The following is a 17,128-nucleotide window of genomic DNA, read 5'->3' on the forward strand; positions in this document are numbered from 1 at the left end:
GGAACGAGGCCGGTGGCATTGGCGATCGCCGCCATCTCGACCATGGTCTTGGAGCCGTCGACGAACTCGACCAGCATACGCACGTTCATGTTGCGGCGCCTGGCTTCCTCGGCATAGTCGTGCGGCACGGCATCGATGTTGAGCGGGTTGTTCTTGCCCTTGCCGGCGGCAACGATGGTGTGGCCCATCGCCGAAACGAACTCGATCAGCTCCATGCAGGACGACGGCTCGTCGCCGGCGCCCAGCGAATAGGTGACGCCGAGACGGTTGGCCTCCGACTTGAGATAGGCGCCGATGGTGACATCGGCCTCGACATTCATCATGACAAGATGCTTGCCATGCTCCATGGCGCGCAGGCCGATCTCGGCACCGACGGCGGGCACGCCGGTCGCATCAATGACGACGTCGATCAGGCCGCTGTTGAGGATCAGGTCGGCATCGTTGGTCACCGCGACCTTGCCCGCCTCGATCGCCTCGCTCATCGCCGAGCCGGAGGCGACTTCGCGGGCATGGCCCTTTTCCTGGTAGGCGATGTCGACGGCGCGATGCGCGTTGGGCAAATTGAGCTCTGAGATCGCGCCGACCTCGATACCCGGCATATGCGCCACCCGCGCCACGATGTCGGTGCCCATCTCGCCCGAACCGATCAGGCCGATGCGGATCGGCTTGCCCGACTTCTGCCGCTCCACGAGGTCTCGCGCCAAGCCCACAGGCGCTACGTTGATCGTCATCTGGTGGTCCTCCCGAACACGGCAAGCTGCTGCTTTCAGTGATCGAGTGGTATTGAACATATGTATTTCTGTCAATACGAATGTCCAAATCCAGGCTGTGAATTCCGATACAATTCACATTCAGGAATGACAAATGTACGTGTGCGGACAGTGAGCCTGCGCACATATGAAGCACGTCGAAATGCAGATGGCCCGGGTCAGCGCCCGGGCCATCTGCATTTCGAAGAACGCTGTTGCGAGGATGAAGGCCCCTGCCCTTCTACAGGGCGGTGCGGTAGAGCTTGCCGAGACCTTCGATCGGCTTGTCGTAGCCGCCCAGCCGCAGCATGTGCCAGGCCATGGCGTGGTTGCTTGATGTCACAGGCTTGCCGAGCTTCTTCTCGACGCTTTCGGCGATGCGGGCAACACGCAGGCTGGTGCAGGACACAAACACTGCTTCGCAATCGTCGGAAGCTCCGATGCTGAGGATCGCCTTTTCGATTGCATCGGTGGTGATGCGCGCCACGAGGTTGTCGTCGGGCTCGTTGAACGACCCCATGACCGGAATCTCCAGGCCGCGCGCCATGAAGGCCTCGCGCAGCGAATGGTTGATCGTGGCAATGTAGGGAGTGAGCAGCGCGATCTTTTTGGCACCCATCGCCTTGAAAGCAGCGAGCGCCGCTGTCACCGGGTCGGTAACCTTGACGCCGGGCATGACTTCGCGGACCCGCTTGGCCACCTGGCTCTCGCCGATCACCAGCGCGCCCGAGGTGCAGCCGAAGCCGATGACGTCGAAACGCACGTCCGGCAACAGGCCGACGGTGCCGGGAATGTCGGCTTCCATCTTGCGCAGATTGTCGGGCGTGATTTCGACCGGCGAATGCAGCCGCGCCTCGTAGAGCGCCACCCCGTCCGGCAGCGCGAAGCGGAACTCGTCCTCGATGGTCTGGTCGGTGCGCAGCACAAGCAGGCCGAGATTGGCCACTTCGCCGATACCGTTGTCGGTCTCGAAGGCGATGTTTTCGGTGTTCGAAACAAGGCCGGCCTGGCCGGTCGGCTGGGGTGCGATGGTCATGATGTGCTCTTCGTTCTTGTTGTCTGGCTTGACGCGTCAGCTGACGGCGGCGAGCCGCGGCTGGCCCTCGGCGGCCGGAGGCTCGCCACCAAGATAGAGATGGCGCATGGCCGGGTCGGCCAGCAGATCCGCCGCCTTGCCCTCGATCGCCACCTTGCCGAGGGAAAGCACGTAGGCGCGGTTGGCGACACCGAGCGCCTCGAAGGCGTTCTGTTCGACCATGACGATGCACATGCCGGTGCGGTCGCGAATCTCGGCGATGGCCGCGAACACCTCATGCATCATCAGCGGCGATAGGCCGGCCGATGGCTCGTCGAGCAACAGCACGCGCGGATTGGAGATCAGGGCGCGCGCCAGCGACAGGATCTGGCGCTCGCCGCCCGAAAGCGCCGAGGCCTTGCGCTCCTGCTTGGAGGCGAGCGAGGGGTATTGCGACATCAGTTCGGCATAGCGCGCAGCGCGCTCCGCTGCCGCCATATGGCGGGCGCCGAGCATGATGTTGTCGGCCACCGTCAGTGTCGAGAACACATTGTCGGTCTGCGGCACGAACCCCATGCGATGGTGGCGCACCTTGTCATGGACGGGCACCGCGCTGACATCGCGGCCCTCCATCTCGATGCCGCCGCCGCGCGGGCGGACGAAGCCGGCGATGCATTTGAGCAGCGTGGACTTGCCGCAACCATTGGGGCCGAGAATGGTGACGATCTCGCCGCCCGACGCGGTCAGGTCGATGCCCTGCAGGATGTCAGGACCATCGCCATAGCCGGCGCGCACATTGTTGACGCGGATCATGCCGACACCTTCTGCCTTGCGACCGACTTTCCGAGATAGGCTTCGACGACACGCTCGTTTTCGGTGAGCTCGCGCGGGGCGCAGTCGGCGATGATTGCGCCGCGATCGAGCACGATGCAACGGTCGCACAGTTCGCGGATGAAATGCATGTCGTGTTCGACCACCAGCATGGCGACGCCGCGCCTGTTGAAGGCCTTGAGCAGCTCGACCATGCGGCCGCGCAGCTGCGGGTGCACGCCGGCCGTCGGCTCGTCGAGGCACAAGAGCCTCGGCCGGGTGCGTAGGGCAATGGCGATGGAGAGCAGCTTCTTTTGCCCGCCCGACAGCGAACTCGCCGGCTGATGGGCGACGGCCTTCAGGGCGAACTGCTCGATCAGCTCGTCGGCTTCGGCATCGTCGCTGCCGCGTCCGATGAATGCGTCGAGCAGGCCTGCCCCGTCACGCGAGCCGGCACGCAGCACTTCGCGCACCGTCATGCGATGCGGCATCGACGGCAGCTGGAAGGTGCGCACCAGGCCCTGGCGGGCGATCTTGTGCGAAGGCTGGCCGCCGATGCTCTTGCCGAGGAATACGATCTCGCCGGCATTCGGCCGGGAGAAGCCCGAGACGATGTTGAGCAGGGTCGACTTGCCGGAGCCGTTCGGCCCGAGCAGGCCGACGATCTCGTCGGAGCCGATCTGGAAGCGCACATCCGACAGCACATGGTGGGCGCCGAACGCCTTGGCGATACGCTCGGCCCTGAGCACGGTTTCAGCCATTGCGCTTCTCCCCCACTCGTTCGGGAATGAGCCCCTGGGTGCGCCACATCAGGAAGGTGAGCAGGCCGCCGCCGACCAGCGTCAGGCGCATGGCGGCGACATATTCGGAGGGCAGGCCGAGCGCGTCCTTCACGAAGGGCACGAAGGCAAACAGGAACTGCATCAGGATGGCGCCGACGATGGCGCCGAAATGGTTGCCCGAGCCGCCAATGATGACCATCGCCCAGATCAGGAATGTCTCGGAGCTGACCAGCTGGTCAGGCCCGACGAAGGTGATGTAGTGGGCGAAGACGAAGCCGGAGGCCGCGGCCATGACGGCCGCGACCATCAGCGTCTGGGTCTTGAGGGCGGAGAGGTCGTAGCCGAGCGAGGCGGCAAGCTGCGGCTCCTCGCGCATCAGCTTGAGCGCCAGCCCGTAGCGGCTGGTGGTTAGCCGATTGCACAGCCACCAGGCGACAAAAAGCAGGACGATGCACAGGCCGAGCGTCATCAGCGGACCCAGCGGACGCGGCATGTCGCCGAAGATCAACGGGATGCCGCCGACGCCCTGTGCGCCGCCGGTCAGCCACGCCTCGTTGTTGGCGAGGATGCGCAGCACCTCGGCGACCGCCAGCGTGGCGATGCCCCAATAGTCGGCGCCGAGGTTGCGGCCGAGCCTGGCGAAGGCAACGGCGACGACAAGCGCGAAGATCACGCCGAGCGCGATGCCGGCGACCGGGCCGAGCTGGTTGGAGAAGGCGATGGAGGCGCCATAGGTGCCGCAACCAAACAGGATCACCTGGCCGAAATTGACCAGCCCGCCGAAGCCGACCTGCAGATTGAGGCTGAGTGCGAGCAGCCCGTAGAGGCAGGCCATGATCGCGACATGGATGAGGAACTCAAACACGCTTCACCTCCGAGACGAACAGGCCGTAGGGCTTGACCAGAAGCACGACGACGAGCAGCAGGAAGGATGCGGCCGTTGCATAGGCTGCAGGGATGAAAAGCATGGATTGGCCGAACAGCGGTCCGAAATTGACGTTGGTCACAAGCGTCTCGGCCGAGGCGATGACGACAGCGCCGACAGCTGCCCCCAGCGCATTGCCGAGCCCGCCGAGGATGGCTGCGGCGAAGACGGGCAAGAGCATGTCGAGGCCGAGCTGGGCACTCATCTCACCCTTCACCGAGAGGCCGATGCCGCCCAGCGCGGCCATGACGCCGGACAGGAAGACGACGGTGTTGGTGACCTTGCGGGTGTCGATGCCGGTGGCGCTGGCCAGCACCGAATTGGTGGCGGTGGCGCGCATGCAGCGGCCGAGATCTGTGCGGAAGAGGATGAGCGCGAAGGCGCCGATGGCAAGCGCGCTGATGCCGACCGAGATCAGCTGATGCTCGGTCAGCCGGGCGCCGAGGAAACGCAACGGTGGATTGATCTCCAGTTCGAAGCGCTGCGGGCGTGGTCCGGCGGTGACCAGGAAGACGGCGGAAAAAACCATGCTGAGCGCCAGCGAGCCGATCATGGCAATGGCCGAGCCGGCGGTCAGCAGGCGCTCGAAAACGACGACGTTGAGAACGACTGCGATGATGCCGACAAGTGCACAGGCAGTGATGGCAGCGACCACGAGAGGCAGCCCGGCCATCTGCAGGCCGAACGCCAGAAGCGCGCCGGTCGTCGCATATTGCACAAGTGCTACATTGGGAAAGCGGATCAGCGAATAGACGCTGCTCAACCCGATGGCGATCAGCGCCAGGTCGACCGCGCGGATCAGGACGTCGACGACAAACTGGACCATGCTCTTTTCTCGTAAGGGTAAGTCGGTGCAGCCGCGGGTGGCGGCTGCAAAAGGGCAGGCCCGGCGCCTGTGCATGAACCCGAAAATCGGAACCGATTTTCGGAAAGATCATGCACTTTTTCCAAGCGATACAGCGTCCCTTGCGCGTCCTTGAGGACCGCGGCGCTGTAGGTGCCGGCCTGCCCTAGAGACAGAGCGTCAGCGCTGCTGGACGCCGTCCTCGATCTTCAGCTTGAGATAGGGTTGGTTGGAACGCTGGCGGTCGGCGTCGAAGGTGATGTCGCCGGTAGCGCCCTTGTAGCCGTTGCCGATTTCCTTCAGGGCCGCGGTGATCGCCTTGGGGTCGGCCGAGCCGGCCTTGTCGATGGCAGCGGCGGCCATCATCACGGCATCGTAGCCATAGCCGTTGAAGCTGGTCTTGAAGGGCTCGCTGTACTTGGTCTTGTAGGCGGCCTCATAGGCAGCGCCATCAGGGCCGATGTAGTTGAGGTCGAGACCGTATTGTCCCTGCACGAACTTGGGATCGGCATCCGTGGTGCACATCGACAGGTAGATGGCGTACCACGGCGTCGCATTGAGGCCGAGCTCGAAGGACTCGCGATTGATGGTCGCGGCTTCCTTGCCATAGGCCGAGTAGACATAGACGTCGGGTGCGCCGCGCTCCATCTGCTGCAGCTCGCGGCGGTAGGTGGTCTGGCCCTCGGTGTACATGACGGTGGAGACGACCTCGCCGCCAAGCGCTGCAAAGGCCTTCTGGAACTGTTCGGCCACGCCCTGGCCATAGGCGTTGTTCGGCACGATCACCGCCGCCTTCTTCCACTTGTTGTCGACCACGTCCTGGGCGGCGAAGCCCGAGGAAACGTTGTCGAGGCCGATGAGCGAGAACGAGCCGTCGCCCAGCGCACGGATCTTGCCGCTGGAGGAGCCGATGTTGAGATGCACGCGGCCTTCCTGCACCAGGTACTGGCCGACCGGAATGGTGATGCCCGAGGAGTATTCACCGATCACCACCGGCACCTTGTCGACGGTCACCAGCTTCTTGGCGGCGTCGAGCGCGGATGGTGCGCGGCCGCCTGAATCCTCGACGATGACGCGCAGCTTCTGGCCGCCGAGCACGCCGCCCTTTTCATTGATCTGGTCGACCGCCAGTTCGATGCCGCGGCGCTGGTCGTCGCCGAGCGTGGCGCTGGCGCCCGACAGCGGCAGGACAGCGCCGAGCACCACTTCCTGGGCCAATGCGGGCATGCTGGTCAGGGCAAGACAGGCGGCAGCCAATAGGGCTTTGTGCATTTTCATCTCCATTGTTTCGTTGTCGGCCGGGCCGCTACGTGGCGCCCGGTCCCCTCTTATCGACGATATGTAGACACAGAACTTTTCATAAGTGAATACACATAATGATGCACTTGTGAGTTTTGTGAAGGCGGCCGGCGGATTCCTTGAAATTCTATGGTGTCGGTGCTGGAAGTAGGAGCAGGTCAGCGTCTGCCTGGGTGCGCCTTTTTCGGTGCGCCAAGACAGCACTGTGTGCTTGTTGTCCGGGTGGAGGTATTGGGCCAGATCGCCCCTGCTAACGCCGGGCGCAGAGATGCACGAGGCTCTGCCTGCCACACGTTTTGCGGGGAGGAAGCTGCCGGCCGCCCTCCCCTCACCGCTCCCGTCACCTACTCGGCGGCGATCGGCAGGGATTGTTGTGACGCAATCTGGGTCAGTTGAACCCATCTGGCCCGTGCTTTTTCGATGCTGCGCTCCTTGACGGGACCGTAGCCGCGGATCTCCTCCGGCACCTCGGCGATGGCGAGAGCCGTCGCGTGGCTCGCCGGTGTCAGGCTCGCAAGCGCTGCCTCGACAAGGCTGCGGTATTCGCCGACCAGGGCACGCTCGGTACGACGCTCGGCGCTGTAGCCGAACGGATCGAGGGCAGTTCCGCGCAGCCGCTTGAATTTCGCCAGCACGCCGAAGGCATTCATCATCCAGGGCCCGAACGTCATCTTGGCGGGTTCGCCGGTGTTGGGGTCTTTCCTGGCCAGCAGCGGCGGCGACAGGTGGAAGGTCATCTTGCCCTCACCGTCGAAGGTTTCGGTGAGTTGCTTGCGGAAGGTCCCGTCGGAATAGAGCCGCGCCACCTCATACTCGTCCTTGTAGGCCATCAACTTGAACAGATGACGGGCGACGGCCTCGGACAGTTTGCCCTCTGCGCCCATCACCGCCTTTTCGCGAGCCCGCGCCCGGTCGACGAAATCCAGATAGGCCTGGGCATAGCGGCGGTTCTGGTAGGCGGTGAGGAAGTTGATGCGCCGCGCCACCGTCTCGTCGAGTGATTGCGAGGCGACACGGTGGCCGAGCGGCGAGTTGGCCTGGGCCCTGGGCAGCAGGGCGTCGACGGCCTGTCGGTCGGCTGCGGCGAGCCGGCCGAGGCGGAACGCGGTGCGGTTCATCTCGACAGCAGCACCGTTGAGCTCGAGCGCCTTGTCGATGCTTGTCGACGCCAGCGGGATCAACCCGCGCTGCCAGGCGTATCCGACCATGAACAGATTGGTGCCGATGGAATCGCCTAGAAGCTGCGTCGCGATCTGGGTGGCGGCGACGGTCTCGACCTGGTCCGCGCCGGCGACCTCCTTGACCACTCCCGCGAGCCCCAGGCCCTGGACGCGGAAATTGGGGTCGCGGATGAAGGCGCCGGTGATCGTCTCCTCTGAATTGAGCAGCACACGCGTCTTTCCATTGGCAATGGCACCGAGCGCTTCCTTGCCGGCGGCGACGACGAGGTCGCAGCCGAGCACGACGTCGGCCGACCGCGACGAGATGCGCACCGCGTGCAAGTCGTCGGGCGTCGGCGCAAAGCGCAGGTGCGTCGTCACCGGTCCGCCCTTCTGCGCCATGCCGGCCATGTCGAGCGTCGAGCAGCCCTTGCCCTCGAGATGGGCGGCCATGGCGAGGATCGCGCCGATGGTGATGACGCCGGTGCCGCCGACGCCGGTGACCAGCATGTTCCACGGGCCTTCAAGGACGAAGGGCGCGGGTTCAGCGATCGGCCTAGCCGCGACCGTCTTCGGATCGACATTTCTCGGCTTGCGCGGCCTCACGCCCTCGACGGTGACGAAGGAAGGACAAAAACCCTTCACGCAGGAAAAATCCTCGTTGCAGGAGGATTGGTCGATGCGACGCCTGCGCCCGAACTCGGTGTCGACAGGCGTGACCGACAGGCAGTTCGATTTCTTTGAGCAATCGCCGCAGCCTTCGCAAACCAGTTCGTTGATGATGACGCGGCGCTCGACACGCGGCTTGGGGTCGCGCTTGCGGCGTCGGCGCTTTTCGGCAGCGCAAGTCTGGTCGTAGACGATGCCCGACACGCCCTCGACCTCGCGCAATTCGCGCTGCACGGCATCGAGTTCGTCGCGGTGGTGGATCGAGACATTGGCCGCGAACGGCTCCTGCCCCTGGTACTTCTCGATGTCGTCGGAGACGACGGCAATGCGCTCGACGCCCTCGGAGCGAAGCTGGTGGGTGATGCGCTGCGGGTTGAGGGTGCCGTCATGGCGCTGGCCGCCGGTCATCGCCGTCGCGTCGTTAAACAGGATTTTATAGGTGATGTTGACCCTGGCTGCGACCGCTGCACGGATGGCGAGCAGGCCGGAGTGGAAATAGGTGCCGTCGCCGAGGTTCTGGAAGACATGGCGGGTCGGCACGTAAGGTGCCTGGCCGATCCAGTTGGCCCCCTCCCCTCCCATATGCGTGTAGGTCGCGGTGTTACGCTCCATCGCCTGCGACATCCAGTGGCAGCCGATGCCGGCAAGCGCCCGGCTGCCGTCGGGCACGCGCGTAGAAGTGTTGTGTGGGCAGCCCGAGCAGAAATAGGGTGTGCGCTGCACAGGCGCGAGGCTGGCAAGCTTGGCGCCGTCGACATCGGCCAGCCGGCCGATGCGCTCGACCAGGTCGCGATCTTCGAGCCAGGGCAGGATGCGAGCGGCAATGGCGCGGGCGATCTGGATGGCGGTGAGATCGTCATGAGCCGGCAAAACGATACGGTTCTCGCCGTCGCGCTTGCCAAAGATGCGTGGCCGCCGGTCGGCCGGCATGTTGTAGAGGATGTCCTTGACCTGGCCCTCGAGCAGCGGCCGCTTTTCCTCGACGATCAGAAGCTCCTCCAGCCCTGCCGCAAAGGCTGCAATGCCTTCTGGCTCGAGCGGCCAGACCATGCCGACCTTGTAGACCGACAGGCCGAGCTCGATGGCGCGTTTTTCGGAGATGCCGAGTTCGTCGAGCGCCTGGCGCACGTCGAGATAGGACTTGCCGGTCGTGACGATGCCGAGCCGGCGGCGCGGGCCGCCGATTGCGACACGGTCGAGCCGGTTGCTCCTGGCAAAGGCCAGTGCGGCCGGCAGCTTGAAATTGTGCAGCCGTCGCTCCTGCTCCTGCGGGCTGTCGGGCCAGCGAATGGAGAGCCCGTCAGCGGGCATGTCGAAATCGCCAGGTATGGTGAAGGCGAGGCGCTCGCTGGCAACAACGATCGAGGCGGACGAGTCGACCGTCTCGGCGATCAGCTTGAGCGCCGTCCAGCAGCCTGAATAGCGCGACAGCGCCCAGCCATAGAGGCCATAGTCGAGGATCTCCTGCACGCCGGCAGGATTGAGCACCGGGATCATCGCGTCCATCAGCGCATATTCGCTCTGGTGCGAGGTGGTCGAAGATTTGCAGGTGTGGTCGTCGCCGGCAAGCAACAGCACGCCACCATGCGGGGCCGAGCCGGCGAGATTGCCATGCCGGAAGGCATCGCCCGAGCGGTCGACACCCGGCCCCTTGCCGTACCACATGGAAAAGACGCCCTGCTTGTTGGCCTTTTCGAGCAGGTTGATCTGTTGGGTACCGAGCACCGCCGTTGCGGCAATATCTTCATTGAGCCCGGTCTGGAAGCGAATGTCGGCGGACGCCGCGAATTTGCGCGCCTGCCCGAATGCCTGGTCGATGCCGCCGAGCGGCGAGCCGCGATAGCCGGTGACGAAGCCGGCCGTATCGAGGCCGGTGGCGCGATCACGCCAGCGCTGCACCATCGGCAGGCGCACCAGCGCCTGGGTGCCGGTGACGAAGATGCGCCCGTCTTCCAGCAGATACTTGTCGTCGAGCGATACTGCTGGAAGGGCCATGCCGATCTCCTGAGGCTGTTGTCGCTGCCCGGCATACCGGAGCGACGCAGACGAACGTCGAAGTCTGTTCTTATGTAAATCCATTACTGTATACACATTCGGACGTCAAGATCGGGAACACTCGGCTCCGGGCATCGACGCGGGGTGCGTCGCCAACGAGGCGTTGCAACGGTTTTGTGAAACACAGAGGTCAGACGGCTGACGTTTCGCCGCGAAATCCGATGCCATTTCGGAAAGCGCGCAGGTTGGAGCGTTCGTCCGACGCTCCAAGATTTGCCCGCTGGCCGGCCCGCTTATTCTGTTACGACCAGGTGGTTCACGCAGTATGCGCGGCGCTTGTCGTGTCGTTATCGGCCTTGGCCGACAGGCCTTGCCGGTGCACCCACCACAGTTGTGGAAGCGGCGACATCGTGAAGCACGACGGAGTTGGCGCCGATGCGCGCGTGGTCGCCGATCCTGACGCCGCCCAGAATCTTGGCGCCGGCGCCTATGTCGACATGGTCGCCGACCCACGGCACATCAGGATTGTCTCGTATGCCGAGCGTCACCTGCTGGAAGATCATGCAGTTTACGCCGATTCGGACCTCGGGATGAATGACGATGCCGTTGGGATGGGGCATGAGAAGCCCGCCGCCCAGCTGCGTGTTCAACGGGATCTCGGCACCCGTGACTATAGACCAGAAGTGGTGTCGCAGCACCGCCAGTCGCCGCACCAGCCCGGCCAGCAAGCCGCCGGATGATCTGGCGTGCTGGTAGGCGCGGATGCTGGCCAGAAGCGAACGGGACGGGTCCCATTGCCAGAAGGACTTTTTCTCGCGCGTCCAATCCGGCTGCATCGGGGCCTCCGATGGCAAGCGGTCCCCCAGTTCCTTCGCCTCAGCCAATGTCGACTCCACCCCAGCCTGTCCTGCCGCCAGCATGACAGATATGGCCGCTCCATCAAGCGGGGCGTGAGGCCCCTCCCCGTCAGGCGATCTCGATGACGACGCGACCGCGGATCTGGCCGGCGAGGATCCTGTTGGCGAGTTCGGGCAACTCACCCATCTTGTGGACTTCGGTCATCGCGGCGAGCCTGGTCTTGTCCAGGTGGTCGGCGAGTGTCTGCCACGCCCGCCTGCGCTTCGGCATCGGCGCATAGACGGAATCGACGCCGATCAGCGTCACGCTGCGCAGGATATGCGGCATCACGGTTCCGGGCAGGTCGGCGCCGCCGGCGAGGCCGCAGGCGGCGACTGCGCCGCCATAGACGGTCTGCGCCAGCACGTTGGCGAGCGTCGTCGAGCCGACCGAATCCACCGCACCGCTCCAACGCTCCTTCTGAAGCGGGCGGACCTCGGCTGCGAGTTCAGCACGATCGAGGAAGGAGGTCGCGCCGAGTGAGCGAAGATAGTCGTGGGTCTCGACCCGGCCGGTCGAGGCGGTGACGAGGTAGCCTTTCGCGGCGAGCAGGCTGACCGCCGTCGAGCCGACGCCGCCGGCTGCACCCGTCACCAGCACCTCGCCCCTGCCCTTTTCGATCGCGCCCCAATCCTCCAGGGCGTCGACACAGAGAGCCGCCGTATAGCCGGCGGTGCCGATCGCCATCGCCTGTTCCATGGTGAAGCCATCGGGCAGAGGCAGTAGCCATTCGGGCTTGAGGCGCTGGAAGCGCGAATAGGCGCCCCATTCGGTTTCGGACATGCCCCAGCCATTGGCGACGATCTTGTCGCCCGGCTTCCAGTTCGGCGAGCGCGACTCGACCACCGTGCCGGCGATGTCGATGCCCGCGACCATCGGCAGGCGGCGGGCGATGCGGCCCTTGCCTGAGATGGCAAGGCCGTCCTTGTAGTTCAGGCTGGAATAGCTGATTTCGACCAGTACGTCGTTGTCGGGCAGGTCGGACATGGCGATCTCGCGGAAACCTGCCCGTGGCTTGCCCTCGACATCCTCGATCATCAATGCGGTGAAGCTGGCGGTCATGGCAAGGCTCCGTTTGTCTGCAGGCGGTCGCGGGTGGCGCCGTCAGGCCGAGGACAACATGGCTTGGTGTGCTACCGCAACCCTACTAGAGTCGACTGACAAAGCAGGAGGGGCGGCGGCGCCGTTCGAAAATTCATGGCCACCCCAAAAGATCTGGTTCTCGCGGCACTCGCATCCAGGATTGACCGGACCGCAATCCTCACCGGCAACGACATCGATGCCCGCTATCGCGAGGATCTCGCGGGCAAGCCGGGGGCAAGTCCGGAACTTGTGTTCCGGCCGCGCACGACGTTGGATATGTCCGCCATGCTCTCCGCTTGCAATGCCGCCGGCCTGCCGCTGGTCGTCCAGGGTGGTCGCACCGGCCTGTCGGGCGGCGCACGCGTGCTCGCGGGCGAGGCGGTGATGTCGCTTGAGCGCCTGACCGAGCTCAGCGAGGTCGACACCGTCTCCGCCTCCATCGTCGCACAGGCAGGCGTGCCGCTGCAACTGGTGCAGGAGCGTGCCGATGCGGCCGGCCTCATGTTCGGTGTCGATATCGGTGCGCGCGGCACGGCGACCATCGGCGGCAACATCGCCACCAATGCCGGCGGCATCCGGGTCCTGCGTTACGGCAGCTCCCGCGCCCAGGTGCTGGGACTGGAGGCGGTGCTTGCCGACGGCACGGTGCTGTCGTCGCTGAAGGGCCTGGCCAAGGACAATTCAGGCTACGACCTGAGCCAGCTCTTGATCGCCAGCGAAGGCACGCTTGGCGTGGTGACCCGCGCCTGCCTGAGGTTGCATCCGAAGCCGGTCACCCAGGCCGCCGCCTTCTGTGCCCTGCCCTCGCTGGACGCTGCGCTCGCTTTGCTTGCGATGCTGCGCGGGCGGCTGGGAAACCTGCTGTCCGGCTTCGAGGTCATCCTCAATCCGCTGATGGAGGAGATGGTTTCTCATCTCGGCCTGCAGGCGCCTCTGGCGCTGACTTCGCCCGTCTATGTGCTGACCGATATCCAGGGCATGATGCCAGGCCTCGACGAGGAAGCGTTCACGGAAGCTCTGTCGCAGGCACTTGAAGACGGGATGGTCGAGGATGTGATTCTGTCGCAGTCGGAACGCGAGTTCGACGCGTTGTGGTCGCTGCGCGAGGATTGCAACACCTTTCTGTTCGGCATCGAGGCGATGCTCAGTCTCGACGTCAGCGTGCCGCTGCCGAAGATGTCGGCATTCGTCGAGGCGGCACTGGCGGCCCAGGCCAAGGCCGATCCCGAGGCGAGGAGCTACATCTTCGGCCACCTCGGCGATGGCAACCTGCACTACACGGTCAAGACCGATGCCTATGACGTGGTGACGGACGCGGTCTTCGGCTGCGTGGCGGCCGTTGGCGGATCGATCTCGGCCGAGCACGGCATCGGTCTCGACAAGAAGCCTTGGCTGCATCTGACGCGCAGCCCGGACGAACTGTCGGCGATGCGACGGTTGAAACACGCGCTCGATCCAAACGGCATCCTCAATCGCGGCCGCATCTTCGACTGATCAGCGGTTACGGATCGCGGCGATGAATCGATGGCGTTCCATCGATTCATAAGTCTCATTGGACGGTGGTGTCGCTGCGGGCGATTCTCCTGTGTATGGAACCGTCCTCGACCACGCTGCACCTCGAACGCATCGACGCCAGCCGCAACATGGCGCGGTTCTACCGCCTATCGGTGGAGCCGTCTTTGTTCGGCGACGCGGCGCTGGTTCGCGAGTGGGGCCGCATTGGCACCCTTGGTCGTCGGCGGCTTGACCTGTTCGCCGATGCCTCCTTGGCGGGACAGGCGCTGCGAAGGCTATCTGTTGCCAAGCTGCGGCGCGGTTATCGGGATGTCGGTTGACAGCTGTCAACGCGTCGCGCCGATCTGTTCGGCAATGCAACGAGCCATGTCCGGCAAGCTTTGTTTCGGTGCCGTCCAAATGGTTAATTCGTGTTAACTATAAACAAGTTGACTCGACTCGGGCTCTCCAGCACCCTTGTTACGGTAAATCATCGTAATTCGATGCGTACGGCGTAACCATGAAATCCCTCCGTTATCCACGGCCTGACACGTAGAAATTGGCGAAGGCGTAACCCGGATTCGGATTCCGCGGCGAATCGGCGCATAAACAGGAGCAAGGCTTAAGCGGTGCGTCGCCAGACGAATGCCGCACGGGCCGAAAGGGGACTAGAGACTTGCTAGGGGCAGTTCAGACACAGGCGATCCATGCCGGTGAGGAACCGGAGGTCGTGGCGACCGACCGGGCTATTGCGCGGGACGCGGAGATGTTGTCGGCGCAGTTGCAGGCAATGCGCGACCGGCTGTTTTCGCCGAGTTCCAAGAAGGCTCTGCGCAAATTTTCGAGCGGCGAGGCTGCCCGACTGATTGGCGTTTCCGACGGCTATCTGCGCCAGCTCTCGATCGCGGGCGAGGGACCGCAGCCTGAGACGGGGGCCGGAGGCCGCCGCTTTTATGCACTCGATGATATCAATGCCTTGCGCCGGCATCTCGCCGAGCAGAACCCCTCCAAGGGCCGCCATTACCTGCCGCGCCGCGACGAAGGCCGCGGCGAGCATCTGCAGGTGATCGCCGTCACCAACTTCAAGGGCGGTTCGGGCAAGACCACGACCAGCACGCACCTCGCCCAGCATCTGGCGCTGGCCGGCTACCGCGTGCTCGCCATCGATCTCGATCCACAGGCGTCGATGTCGGCGCTGTTCGGCTACCAGCCGGAGCTCGACCTCAACGGCAACGACACGCTTTATGGCGCGATCCGTTATGACGACGAGCGCCGGCCGTTGGCCGACATTATCCGTCGCACCTATTTCGACGGGCTCGACCTGATCCCGGGCAATCTCGAGCTGCAGGAGTTCGAGCACACGACGCCGCAGATGCTGGCGGCACGCCAGGCCGGCGACGGCAAGCCTATGTTCTTCGCCCGGGTGCAGGCCGCACTGCAGACGGTGGCCGACGACTACGACGTGGTGGTCATGGACTGCCCGCCGCAGCTCGGCTTCCTGACCCTGTCGGCGCTGTGTGCGGCAACTTCCGTGCTGGTGACCATCCACCCGCAGATGCTCGACGTGGCATCGATGAGCCAGTTCCTGTTCATGACCGCCGACCTTTTGTCGGTCGTGCGCGAGGCCGGCGGCGAGCTGAACTTCGACTTCATGCGTTATCTGATCACCCGCTACGAGCCCAATGATGGGCCTCAGACGCAGATCGTCGGTTTCCTGCGCTCGCTGTTCGGCGACCGCGTGCTGACGGCGCCGCTGGTCAAGTCGACGGCGTTCTCGGATGCCGGTCTCACCAAGCAGACGCTCTACGAGGTGGCGCGCGAGAGCTTCAGCCGCGCCACCTACGACCGCGCCATGGAGTCGTTGACAGCTGTCAACGGCGAGGTCGAAGGCCTTGTTCTCAAGGCCTGGAACAGGGCGGCGTGAGGAGGCGGGCATGGCATTGAACCGCAAGGACCAGCTCAGGGCTCTGTTCGGCGCCGGCGACCCGCCTGCAGCTCCGGCGGAGCCGCTTGATCGCGCCCCGGAAACGAAGTCGGCCGAGCCGGAGGCAGCGCGTCCGCGTAGCGCGTCCGGGGCGGTCAAGGCCATGGGCCTGTCGCTCGGTGGGCTGTCCAAGGAGATCGAGGAGGCGCGCAGACTCAAGGAAAGCCTCGATGGCGCCGAGCGGGTCTCGAAGATCGACGCCGCGCTGATCGACACCTCCTTCGTCACCGACCGCCTCGATCATGGCGGCAAAGACGAGGAGTTCGAGGCGCTGGTGGCGAGCATCCAGCAATCGGGGCAGCAGGTTCCGGTGCTGCTCCGGCCGCATCCCGACAAGCAGGGGCGCTACCAGACGGCCTATGGCCATCGCCGCGTGCGCGCCGCAGGGCGGCTTGGCGTGCCCGTTCTGGCGATCGTCAGGCAGCTCTCCGACATCGAGCTGGTGCTTGCCCAGGGCAAGGAAAACAGCGAGCGCCGTGACCTTTCCTTCATCGAGCGGGCGCTGTTTGCCCATGAGCTGATTGCACGCGGCTTCGAGCGTGGTGTCGTCCAGGACGCGCTGTCACTGCACAAGGCCGAGATGACGCGCTTCCTGCAGGTGGTTGAGGCCGTTCCCGAATACATCGTCCGCGCCATCGGCGCTGCGCCCAAGATCGGTCGCCCGCGGTGGATGGCGCTGGCCGATCTGCTCAAAGGCGAGGCCGCTTTGGTCAAATCCAACGACGAAGTGGCCAGCGAGCGCTTCCGCGCCGCTTCGAGTGACGAGCGTTTCAACATGCTGTTCATGCGCCTTCAGCGCAAAGGAATGGCGGTTGGCAGTTCAGCCCGCGAAATCCGTGACGGGAAGGGCAGGGCGGTGGCCCAGCTGACCATGTCCAAAGGCAAGGCGCGGGTCGATTTCGTGGATAAATATGGCGACGGGTTCGACGATTTTCTGGACGAGGAGCTGCCCAAGCTGTTGGAAAGGTTCAGCGGGGTCAGCGGCAACGTGGCCGGCGAACGTTAGTTTTGTCCACACCTGGCCGAATCGGGCGCATGATCACGGTCATCGCCCCGGCCGATGTGGAGCGTGCTGAGTAAGAGTTAGATGCGTAAGGGATTGGGAAAAGAAGGATAACCGGCAAGAAAAAGGCCCCCGAAACGTCGCCATTCCGGAAGCCCTCATCAATGTAGCGATTGTGAGAGAATCATTTCCGGGCCGACTTGTCAACCGCTGGACACGTTCCGGAAGGTCTTTGGCTTGCCTCCGATTGAGGTAAACGAGGAAATGATCGAGCACATCTCGACGACGCCCTTTGGGCGGCGGTCGTTGACGCGTGCCATGATGGCAGGGCAAAGGGCCGCAGAAAGCTGCGCGGCTGGGGCCAGTGCCAACAAGTGGCAGGTGTTCAGGGCCGTTTGCGAAGCCAAGGCCATGCTGGG

General features: G+C 64.4%; 14 protein-coding genes and 1 pseudogene. 4 read left to right on the forward strand and 11 right to left on the reverse strand.

The window, feature by feature from the left end; translation table 11 throughout:
• From NDO48_RS28285 to NDO48_RS28330, 10 genes and pseudogenes are all read right to left on the reverse strand, one after another.
• Positions 1–731: pseudogene (locus NDO48_RS28285) on the reverse strand (homoserine dehydrogenase); the annotation flags it as partial.
• A 259-nt stretch (positions 732–990) separates the two neighbouring features.
• Positions 991–1,785 carry an aspartate/glutamate racemase family protein gene (locus tag NDO48_RS28290; RefSeq protein WP_018431008.1) on the reverse strand — a complete coding sequence of 265 codons (795 nt, stop codon included), beginning with the start codon at positions 1,783–1,785 and terminating at the stop codon, positions 991–993.
• 36 nt (positions 1,786–1,821) lie between these two features.
• Positions 1,822–2,577 (reverse strand): ABC transporter ATP-binding protein, encoded by a 756-nt coding sequence (locus tag NDO48_RS28295; RefSeq protein WP_018431009.1) that lies wholly within the window; start codon positions 2,575–2,577, stop codon positions 1,822–1,824.
• A complete protein-coding gene (locus NDO48_RS28300) occupies positions 2,574–3,335 on the reverse strand; it encodes an ABC transporter ATP-binding protein (RefSeq protein ID WP_018431010.1) in 762 nt (253 codons plus the stop codon). The genes NDO48_RS28295 and NDO48_RS28300 overlap by 4 nt, the downstream gene beginning before the upstream one ends.
• The gene (locus tag NDO48_RS28305; protein ID WP_018431011.1) at positions 3,328–4,221 is read right to left on the reverse strand and encodes a branched-chain amino acid ABC transporter permease; all 894 of its coding nucleotides are present in this window, start codon (positions 4,219–4,221) and stop codon (positions 3,328–3,330) included. Before NDO48_RS28305 ends, NDO48_RS28300 begins: the two co-directional genes overlap by 8 nt.
• Complete coding sequence (locus NDO48_RS28310) at positions 4,214–5,107, reverse strand: branched-chain amino acid ABC transporter permease (protein ID WP_018431012.1); 894 nt, start codon at positions 5,105–5,107, stop codon at positions 4,214–4,216. Before NDO48_RS28310 ends, NDO48_RS28305 begins: the two co-directional genes overlap by 8 nt.
• Before the next feature lie 198 nt (positions 5,108–5,305).
• Entirely contained in the window at positions 5,306–6,397 is a 1,092-nt protein-coding gene (locus tag NDO48_RS28315; RefSeq protein ID WP_026227814.1) for an ABC transporter substrate-binding protein, read from the reverse strand.
• 371 nt (positions 6,398–6,768) lie between these two features.
• Positions 6,769–10,248: an indolepyruvate ferredoxin oxidoreductase family protein gene (locus tag NDO48_RS28320; RefSeq protein WP_018431014.1), complete on the reverse strand. Its 3,480-nt coding sequence runs from the start codon at positions 10,246–10,248 to the stop codon at positions 6,769–6,771.
• A gap of 347 nt (positions 10,249–10,595) precedes the next feature.
• Entirely contained in the window at positions 10,596–11,084 is a 489-nt protein-coding gene (locus tag NDO48_RS28325; protein ID WP_018431015.1) for a serine O-acetyltransferase, read from the reverse strand.
• Between the two features lie 130 nt (positions 11,085–11,214).
• Complete coding sequence (locus NDO48_RS28330) at positions 11,215–12,207, reverse strand: MDR family oxidoreductase (protein WP_018431016.1); 993 nt, start codon at positions 12,205–12,207, stop codon at positions 11,215–11,217.
• Between the two features lie 135 nt (positions 12,208–12,342).
• Here NDO48_RS28330 and NDO48_RS28335 point away from each other — a divergent pair, with 135 nt between their 5' ends.
• The 4 genes from NDO48_RS28335 (at position 12,343) to repB (ending at position 16,712) form a co-directional block, all read left to right on the forward strand.
• Complete coding sequence (locus tag NDO48_RS28335) at positions 12,343–13,722, forward strand: FAD-binding oxidoreductase (protein ID WP_018431017.1); 1,380 nt, start codon at positions 12,343–12,345, stop codon at positions 13,720–13,722.
• Between the two features lie 95 nt (positions 13,723–13,817).
• Complete coding sequence (locus NDO48_RS28340) at positions 13,818–14,063, forward strand: WGR domain-containing protein (protein ID WP_018431018.1); 246 nt, start codon at positions 13,818–13,820, stop codon at positions 14,061–14,063.
• A 362-nt stretch (positions 14,064–14,425) separates the two neighbouring features.
• Complete coding sequence (gene repA / locus NDO48_RS28345; protein ID WP_026227816.1) at positions 14,426–15,646, forward strand: plasmid partitioning protein RepA; 1,221 nt, start codon at positions 14,426–14,428, stop codon at positions 15,644–15,646.
• Between the two features lie 10 nt (positions 15,647–15,656).
• Positions 15,657–16,712, forward strand: coding sequence for a plasmid partitioning protein RepB (gene repB / locus NDO48_RS28350; protein WP_040457332.1), 1,056 nt, complete (start codon positions 15,657–15,659; stop codon positions 16,710–16,712).
• Positions 16,713–16,912: 200 nt separating this feature from the next.
• Here the strand turns inward: repB and NDO48_RS28355 are convergent.
• Positions 16,913–17,128, reverse strand: a 216-nt coding sequence (locus tag NDO48_RS28355; RefSeq protein ID WP_267322841.1) for a hypothetical protein, incomplete at its 5' end; no start/stop codon positions are given.

This window comes from Aminobacter sp. MET-1, assembly GCF_026521175.1.
Classification (GTDB): domain Bacteria; phylum Pseudomonadota; class Alphaproteobacteria; order Rhizobiales; family Rhizobiaceae; genus Aminobacter.